10 protein-coding genes are annotated in these 7,950 nt (G+C 54.0%); all 10 read right to left on the bottom strand.

Annotated elements, in window-relative coordinates:
* Nucleotides 1–262 precede the first annotated feature (262 nt).
* Nucleotides 263–805 carry a D-glycero-beta-D-manno-heptose 1,7-bisphosphate 7-phosphatase gene (gene gmhB, locus ACW5W8_RS23040; RefSeq protein ID WP_498630696.1) on the bottom strand — a complete coding sequence of 181 codons (543 nt, stop codon included), beginning with the start codon at nucleotides 803–805 and terminating at the stop codon, nucleotides 263–265.
* A 113-nt stretch (nucleotides 806–918) separates the two neighbouring features.
* Nucleotides 919–2,103 carry an elongation factor Tu gene (gene tuf / locus ACW5W8_RS23035; protein ID WP_005339879.1) on the bottom strand — a complete coding sequence of 395 codons (1,185 nt, stop codon included), beginning with the start codon at nucleotides 2,101–2,103 and terminating at the stop codon, nucleotides 919–921.
* 54 nt (nucleotides 2,104–2,157) lie between these two features.
* Entirely contained in the window at nucleotides 2,158–4,263 is a 2,106-nt protein-coding gene (gene fusA / locus ACW5W8_RS23030; protein ID WP_498630694.1) for an elongation factor G, read from the bottom strand.
* 75 nt (nucleotides 4,264–4,338) lie between these two features.
* Entirely contained in the window at nucleotides 4,339–4,809 is a 471-nt protein-coding gene (gene rpsG, locus ACW5W8_RS23025; protein WP_010675949.1) for a 30S ribosomal protein S7, read from the bottom strand.
* A gap of 93 nt (nucleotides 4,810–4,902) precedes the next feature.
* Nucleotides 4,903–5,277 carry a 30S ribosomal protein S12 gene (gene rpsL, locus ACW5W8_RS23020; protein ID WP_005306278.1) on the bottom strand — a complete coding sequence of 125 codons (375 nt, stop codon included), beginning with the start codon at nucleotides 5,275–5,277 and terminating at the stop codon, nucleotides 4,903–4,905.
* A gap of 182 nt (nucleotides 5,278–5,459) precedes the next feature.
* On the bottom strand, nucleotides 5,460–5,738 hold the full coding sequence (tusB, locus tag ACW5W8_RS23015; protein WP_498630691.1) for a sulfurtransferase complex subunit TusB: 279 nt from the start codon (nucleotides 5,736–5,738) through the stop codon (nucleotides 5,460–5,462).
* A gap of 7 nt (nucleotides 5,739–5,745) precedes the next feature.
* Nucleotides 5,746–6,105, bottom strand: a complete 360-nt coding sequence (gene tusC / locus ACW5W8_RS23010) for a sulfurtransferase complex subunit TusC (protein ID WP_498630689.1) — start codon at nucleotides 6,103–6,105, stop codon at nucleotides 5,746–5,748.
* Between the two features lie 8 nt (nucleotides 6,106–6,113).
* Nucleotides 6,114–6,506, bottom strand: a complete 393-nt coding sequence (gene tusD, locus ACW5W8_RS23005; RefSeq protein WP_498630687.1) for a sulfurtransferase complex subunit TusD — start codon at nucleotides 6,504–6,506, stop codon at nucleotides 6,114–6,116.
* 84 nt (nucleotides 6,507–6,590) lie between these two features.
* Nucleotides 6,591–6,971, bottom strand: a complete 381-nt coding sequence (locus ACW5W8_RS23000) for a RidA family protein (RefSeq protein ID WP_498630685.1) — start codon at nucleotides 6,969–6,971, stop codon at nucleotides 6,591–6,593.
* Between the two features lie 24 nt (nucleotides 6,972–6,995).
* A complete protein-coding gene (locus tag ACW5W8_RS22995) occupies nucleotides 6,996–7,712 on the bottom strand; it encodes a helix-turn-helix transcriptional regulator (protein WP_005339902.1) in 717 nt (238 codons plus the stop codon).
* Nucleotides 7,713–7,950 lie beyond the last annotated feature (238 nt).

The raw sequence follows: 7,950 nt of genomic DNA, 5'->3' as shown, positions 1-7,950 counted from the left end.
GCTTGATTCAAATTGTTAAAGAGCGACGCAACAGTTCGTTGCTGCGGGAGTGGCATTCTACTCAACCGCCTTCTCGAGTCAAGCCTTATTTTCAAAGGCTTTTCGAGGTTATCGACGAGGTTGTTTGCGTTGCCGCTCGCCCTGTCGATGGAGGCGCATTATAGGGAGTTGAATCTTTCTGGCAAGCAGATAATTGCAAAAAGATGGCTTTCATCGCTCGTTCGCTCACAAAGCCACCAATGCGCATGTTAAACGAACAAAATCAGCCCGCAACGGGCACTGCAACGGCGAAATCATGCAGGGTGTCATAGATGGCATCAGCCAATGCGATACCGGCATCGGTCACCGGTTTACCCGTTTTGACCAACACTTTATGCCCGACCTTGGCATTGGCGGCGGCTTTCAGATCGGAGGGCTTGTCACCCACCATATAAGAACGGCTCATGTCGATCCCCAGCTCCTGTTGCGCCAACAGCAGCATACCGGGTTCCGGTTTGCGGCAATCACAGGGGGCGCAGTGATCCGGGTGATGGGGACAGAAGTAGATGCCATCGAGATCCACATCCCGATCAGCCAGTGACCAATCCATCCATTCCGTCAGATTCATGAAGTCATCTTCACTGAAGTAACCGCGGGCTATTCCGGACTGGTTGGTTACAACAACCAACAGATACCCTTTCTTCTTTAACAGCTGCAGGGCGTCGATCACGCCGGGCAGAAAATGGAAATCATCTACCTGACTCACATAGCCAGTGTCTTCATTGATGACACCGTCACGATCCAGAAAAATGGCGGCTTTGCTCACGGAAACTACCTCTATCAATGGTTTCGCCCAGTATCTCACAGGGCATAAATAGCCCCAAAAATAAAAGGGGTGGCCGAAGCCACCCCTTTTCATGTTTGTATATAACGAATCGATTAGGCGATTACGCTAGCTACAACACCAGCACCTACGGTACGGCCACCTTCACGGATAGCGAAACGCAGGCCGTCGTCCATCGCGATCGGGGCAATCAGGGTAACAACCATTTTGATGTTGTCGCCTGGCATTACCATTTCAACGCCTTCCGGCAGTTCGATGGTACCGGTCACGTCGGTAGTACGGAAGTAGAACTGCGGACGGTAGCCTTTGAAGAACGGGGTATGACGGCCACCTTCTTCTTTGGACAGGACGTACACTTCAGATTCGAACTTGGTGTGCGGCTTGATAGAGCCCGGCTTGGCCAGTACCTGACCACGCTCTACGTCTTCACGCTTAACACCACGCAGCAGCGCGCCGATGTTCTCGCCTGCACGACCTTCGTCCAGCAGCTTACGGAACATTTCAACACCGGTACAGGTGGTAGAAACGGTATCTTTGATACCAACGATTTCTACAGTCTCACCGACTTTAACGATACCGCGCTCTACACGACCGGTAACTACAGTACCACGGCCAGCGATAGAGAATACGTCTTCGATAGGCATCAGGAACGGCTGGTCAATCGCGCGCTCCGGCTCCGGGATGTAGGTATCCAGGTGGCCAGCCAGCTCGATGATCTTCTCTTCCCACTGAGCGTCGCCTTCCAGCGCTTTCAGTGCGGAACCGCGAACTACGGGCAGGTCATCACCCGGGAAGTCGTACTCGGTCAGCAGTTCACGAACTTCCATCTCGACCAGTTCGAGCAGCTCTTCGTCATCAACCATGTCACACTTGTTCATGAACACGATCATGTACGGGATACCAACCTGACGACCCAGCAGGATGTGCTCACGAGTCTGCGGCATCGGGCCGTCAGTCGCTGCTACTACCAGGATCGCGCCGTCCATCTGGGCAGCACCGGTGATCATGTTTTTAACGTAGTCGGCGTGACCCGGGCAATCTACGTGAGCGTAGTGACGGGTAGCGGTGTCGTATTCTACGTGGGAGGTGTTGATGGTGATACCACGCTCACGCTCTTCCGGTGCCTTGTCGATCTGGTCGAAGGCGAAAGCTTTACCACCGAAGTGCTTGGCCAGCACGTTGGTGATAGCTGCAGTCAGGGTGGTTTTACCGTGGTCAACGTGGCCGATGGTGCCGACGTTTACGTGCGGTTTGTTACGCTCAAATTTTTCTTTAGACACGACGTAGTCCTTCTAGGTTAAACCCGCCTACCGTCGTAGGCGGGGAATCTTAAATTACTTGGATTTGCGCTCTTCGATCACAGCTTGTGCAACGTTGGTCGGTGCATCGTGATACTTGGCGAATTCCATGGCGTAGGAAGCACGACCTTGGGTAGCGGAACGCAGTGCAGTTGCATAACCGAACATTTCGGCCAGCGGCACCAGAGCACGTACGATCTTGCCGGACGGGCCATCTTCCATACCTTCGATCAGGCCACGACGACGGTTCAGGTCACCGATAACGTCGCCCATGTAATCTTCCGGAGTTTCAACTTCTACTTTCATGATCGGTTCCAGCAGAACCGGGTTGGCTTTCATGAAGCCAGCCTTAAAGGCCATGGAAGCAGCGATTTTGAACGCCAGTTCGGAAGAGTCGACATCATGGTAAGAACCGAAGTGCAGACGCACACCCAGATCCATAACCGGGTAACCAGCCAGCGGACCAGATTTAAGCTGCTCGCGGATACCTTTATCAACACCCGGGATGAATTCACCAGGAATGACACCACCTTTGATGTCGTTGACGAATTCGTAGGCTTTGCCTTCTTCCAGCGGGTACATGTCGATCACAACGTGACCGTACTGACCACGACCACCAGACTGCTTGGCGTGCTTACCTTCGATATCCTTGACGGTGTTACGGATGGTTTCACGGTAGGCAACCTGCGGCTTACCTACGTTCGCTTCAACCTTGAACTCGCGACGCATACGGTCAACGATGATGTCCAGGTGCAGCTCACCCATACCGGCGATGATGGTTTGACCTGACTCTTCGTCAGTCCATACGCGGAAGGACGGATCTTCCTGAGCCAGACGGCCCAGTGCCAGACCCATCTTCTCTTGGTCAGCCTTGGTTTTCGGCTCAACCGCGATAGAAATTACCGGCTCCGGGAATTCCATACGCTCGAGGATGATCGGTGCGTTCTGGTCACACAGGGTGTCACCAGTGGTCACGTCTTTCAGACCGATAGCAGCAGCGATGTCACCAGCGCGTACTTCTTTGATCTCTTCGCGCTTGTTGGCGTGCATCTGAACGATACGGCCAAAACGCTCGCGCTTGTCCTTGACGGAGTTCAGCACGGTGTCACCGGAGTTAACCACACCGGAGTAGACGCGGAAGAAGGTCAGGTTACCAACGAACGGGTCGGTAGCGATCTTGAACGCCAGCGCAGAGAACGGCTCGTCATCAGAAGCATGACGCTCGTCTTTGGTCTCGCCGTCCATTTTCAGGCCGTCGATAGCAGCTACGTCGGTCGGAGCCGGCAGATAGTCAACAACGGCATCCAGCATTGCCTGTACGCCCTTGTTCTTGAACGCGGAGCCACAGGTTACCAGGATGATTTCGTTGTTCAGCACACGCTGACGCAGAGCTTGCTTGATCTCTTCCTCGGTCAGCTCTTCGCCGCCCAGGTATTTTTCCATCAGGTCTTCAGACGCTTCAGCAGCGGCTTCAACCAGATTCATGCGCATTTCTTGCGCCTGTTCCAGCAGCTCAGCCGGGACGTCTTCGTAATCGAAGGATACACCCTGGTCAGCTTCGCTCCAGTTGATGGCTTTCATCTTGACCAGGTCAACAACGCCCTTGAAGTTCTCTTCGGAGCCGATGTTCAGCTGAAGGGGAACCGGAACGCCTTTCAGACGGGTCTTGATGTGCTCAACGCAGCGCAGGAAGTTGGCGCCGGTACGGTCCATCTTGTTGACGAACGCGATACGGGGAACCTTGTACTTGTTAGCCTGACGCCATACGGTTTCAGACTGTGGCTGTACGCCACCTACGGCACAGTACACCATCACGGCACCGTCCAGAACACGCATTGAACGCTCTACTTCGATAGTAAAGTCAACGTGGCCCGGGGTATCGATGATGTTGATACGGTGCGGTTGGAACTGTTTACCCATTCCGGACCAGAAAGCGGTGGTCGCGGCGGAGGTGATGGTGATACCACGCTCTTGTTCCTGTTCCATCCAGTCCATGGTGGCAGCGCCATCGTGAACTTCACCGATCTTGTGACTTACACCGGTGTAAAACAGTACGCGCTCGGTAGTAGTAGTCTTACCGGCGTCAATGTGAGCGGAGATACCGATGTTACGATAACGCTCAATGGGGGTTGTACGAGCCATTGTCATCCTCTTACTAAGGCGCTTGTCCCTAGATAATTAAAGGTGCGCAGAGCCAAAAGACCCTGCGCAAGCGGATTACCAGCGGAAGTGAGCGAAGGCTTTGTTCGCTTCAGCCATACGGTGAACGTCTTCACGTTTCTTGACAGACGAACCCTTATTGTCAGCGGCATCCAGCAGCTCGCCAGCCAGACGCTGAGCCATTGATTTTTCACCACGTTTACGAGCGGCATCAACCAACCAGCGCATTGCCAGGGCATTGCGACGTACCGGACGAACTTCTACCGGCACCTGATAGGTTGCACCACCGACGCGACGAGATTTAACCTCGACCGCCGGACGAATGTTATCCAGAGCGACTTCGAACAGGGCCAGGTGCTCTTTGCCAGATTTGGTGGCAATGATGTCCAGGGCACCGTATACGATGGCTTCTGCAACAGATTTCTTACCGTCAACCATTACTACGTTGACAAATTTAGCCAGCAGCTCTGATCCGAACTTGGGATCTGGCAGGATTTTACGCTGACCAACAACACGACGTCTTGGCATTTCAAATTCTCCGTAACTTCAGGGATTACCCAAAACTAGAAAGCTATCTAACTAGAAACGAATTAACGTTTGGCCTTACTTAACGGAGAACCATTAAGCTTTAGGACGCTTCACGCCATACTTGGAGCGAGCCTGCTTACGGTCTTTAACACCGGCACAGTCCAACGCACCACGAACGGTGTGATAACGAACACCTGGCAAGTCTTTTACACGACCGCCACGGATCAGAACAACAGAGTGCTCTTGCAGGTTGTGACCTTCACCACCGATGTAGGAGGTGACTTCGAAGCCGTTGGTCAGACGTACACGGCATACTTTACGCAGTGCAGAGTTAGGCTTCTTCGGGGTGGTGGTATATACACGGGTGCATACGCCACGCTTCTGAGGGCACGCTTCCAGCGCCGGCACGTTGCTTTTCACAACGAGCTTGATGCGTGGCTTGCGAACCAACTGGTTAATAGTTGCCATCAAAAGGCTCCTGATAATGACTTCATAAACGTGTGGAAAATCCTCCCCGCAGATACGGGGACGCGAAATTTTATGCCCTGTTGTCTGGGGAGTCAAGATTTATACAATTCGCGTCACAAAAGGACAATCCGGATCCGTTTGATTTCATGACACCACCTTGAATTCTCTTGAAAATGTGCTTCTCAGTCACCCCAGGTGCGCGGGGAACCTTTTTGCGCAATCAGCGCCACCAGACCCGCCATATCGAGTGCATTGCCCACCCGATGATGCAAACCGCGAGCTTGCAAGTCTTCCTGCATCACATAAAGCGGGATGCCCGCCAGCCGCGCGCTCCACTGGGGAGCCGATGCCGCTATCACGGCATCCTGCATCAGTACCAGCTCATCCTCCGGCTGGAGGTATGAGAGCGCCTGTGCCAAAGCCTGACTCTGAAAGGGGGAGTTCAATATCAGATGCAACATGGAGACCTCAAAAGCTGATGTGAGTCGAACATTGTGCCCAGCGCCGAGCCAGCTCCTGGCGCGGCAGACTCTCTACGGTGATCAGCAGATCATCCACTGTCACGCCACGCTCTGCCAGCGAGTCAGCACAAACATAGACCTCTTCGATGTCGTAGAGTTCCAGCATTTTGAAGGTGGGCGCATAGTGGCGCTGCAAAATAGCGGCCGGTTGCTGCTCCTTGAGCAGTTGCAGCACGCCGTCCCCAATCAGGAACAACGCCAGCGAATCGGTCATGGCCGAGGTGGCCAGCAGGGCATCCAGCCCCTCCCGACCGGCAGCATGACCGTGGGGGCCACGACTGCAGATAAAGGCGATTTTCTTGCTCATGACTCCCCCTAGAACTGAACCAGCCGATCGGCGGTAAGCGCCGCCTCGGCCAACTGGCCCAGACCGCTCAGGCAAAATGGCGCTTGCAGATTGAAGTGCCCCTGCCCCGCCCCCTTGGCCTCCTGTTCATCGAGCACACCGCGCCGCATGGCAGCGGCAACACAGACGTCGATACGGATCCCCTGCCCTTCTGCCAGCTCTCGCCACAGACGCACCAGGTCGGTCTCATCGGATGCGGGCAGGTGCAAACTGTTGCCGTTGCAGACCCCGTCCTGATAGAAGAACAGGTGGGACAAGGTATGCCCCTGCGCTAGCAGGGTGCGGGCAAAACGATAGGCGGTACTGGCCGACTGGGTGCCATAGGCAGGCCCCGTGACCAGAATGGCAAAACTAAGACTCATAGCAGGACTCCTGTACTGACCCGGTCCATTTTACGCCAAAAACAAAAAAGCCCCTGCCATGAGGGGCTTTTTTGCAGTTGGCGATCAGAGGTGGGCAATCGCCTCGACCTCGACCAGCACATCTTTTGGCAGACGGGCCACTTCCACGCAAGAGCGGGCAGGCGCCGCATCACCAAAGTAGCGGGCATAGACCTGGTTGAAGGCAACGAAGTTGTTCATGTCGCTCAGGAAGCAGGTGGTTTTTACCACTTTGCTGGCATCGGCACCGGCAGCGTGCAACACGGCGATCAGATTCTTCATCACCCGTTCGGCTTGCTCTTCGATGCCGCCAACCACGATCTCCATGGTGGCAGGATCGAGCGGGATCTGCCCGGAGGTGAAGATCATCTCGCCAACCTTGGTAGCCTGAACATATGGACCAATCGCGGCGGGCGCCTTGTCGGTGGCAATCACTTCTTTAGCCATTCATCTATCCCCTTCTGGAATGATTTACTCGTTCTCGTCTTCACCCTGCTTGCGCTGTCGGATGTAAAGATAAACGGTATGTTTTGAAATATTGAGTTTGTCCGCCACCAGATTGATCGAATCCTTGATGTCGAAAATGCCCTTCTCGAACAGTTGGGTCACGATGAAGCGGTTCTTGGCATTGTTGGCCACGGTGGGATCTCGGTTGATCTCGTCGATGGTGTTATCTACCGTCTGGGCAACCAACTCTTCCACACTGTTGGCGAAGGTCTCGGGTGACTGGCGCGCCGCCTGCTGGGGCGTCGGGAAAAATTCGGCCACGAATTCGTGGAAAGGCGCATTAATGTGCAGGTTGATGCAGATAAGCCCCACTACTTGCCGCTCGCTGTTGCGAATAGCGATGGTGCTCGACTTCATCAACGCACCGGTGCGGCTGCGCGCAAAATAGCTCTGGGTATAATCCTGACCGGTGCTCTCGATATCCTTGAGCATCCGCAACGCCAGATCGGTGATGGGTGCCCCGAGGGTGCGTCCGGTATTAAATCCGTTGGCGATCTTGATCACCGACTCGTGCAGATTTTCCAGGGAGTGGAGAACCACTTCACAATGCTTGCCGAACAACTCGGCCAAGCCATCGATGAGCCCATCGTATGAGCGCAACAATTCCCTGTCTTCATCTGTAAAAGTGCGGCTGATCAGCTGTTCTTCGGGAAGCATGGCTTCCTCGATACCGACAGTCATGTTCTACCCCTGTAATAACCATTCAACTTTCCCGAGTTTTAAATTGCAGGGGAGTAAAGTCAACTTTTTTTGATTTTTTACTCTACAACTTTGCTCTGGATCATCCTGAAACCCGCGCTGCGTCTACCTTTGCCGAGGAATTGGCCAAAAAAAAAGGCTATGTCCCAATTACGTGTTGAAAGGCTAAGCTTGAAGTAGGCCATCACCTTGAGGTCTACCATCATGGATACCCCAGCCT

The sequence above is a fragment of the Aeromonas aquatilis genome, from assembly GCF_054052405.1.
The sequence above is the reverse complement of the archived record's forward strand: the minus strand, read 5'-3'. Positions and strand labels throughout refer to the sequence as shown.

What these genes read in the sequence shown, in the direction of transcription:
- tusC (WP_498630689.1), bottom strand. Translation starts at nt 6,105, where the DNA reads ATGAGCAAGAAAATCGCCTTTATCTGCAGTCGTGGCCCCCACGGTCAT.
- rpsL (WP_005306278.1), bottom strand. Translation starts at nt 5,277, where the DNA reads ATGGCAACTATTAACCAGTTGGTTCGCAAGCCACGCATCAAGCTCGTT.
- fusA (WP_498630694.1), bottom strand. Translation starts at nt 4,263, where the DNA reads ATGGCTCGTACAACCCCCATTGAGCGTTATCGTAACATCGGTATCTCC.
- tusB (WP_498630691.1), bottom strand. Translation starts at nt 5,738, where the DNA reads ATGTTGCATCTGATATTGAACTCCCCCTTTCAGAGTCAGGCTTTGGCA.
- ACW5W8_RS22995 (WP_005339902.1), bottom strand. Translation starts at nt 7,712, where the DNA reads ATGACTGTCGGTATCGAGGAAGCCATGCTTCCCGAAGAACAGCTGATC.
- rpsG (WP_010675949.1), bottom strand. Translation starts at nt 4,809, where the DNA reads ATGCCAAGACGTCGTGTTGTTGGTCAGCGTAAAATCCTGCCAGATCCC.
- ACW5W8_RS23000 (WP_498630685.1), bottom strand. Translation starts at nt 6,971, where the DNA reads ATGGCTAAAGAAGTGATTGCCACCGACAAGGCGCCCGCCGCGATTGGT.
- tusD (WP_498630687.1), bottom strand. Translation starts at nt 6,506, where the DNA reads ATGAGTCTTAGTTTTGCCATTCTGGTCACGGGGCCTGCCTATGGCACC.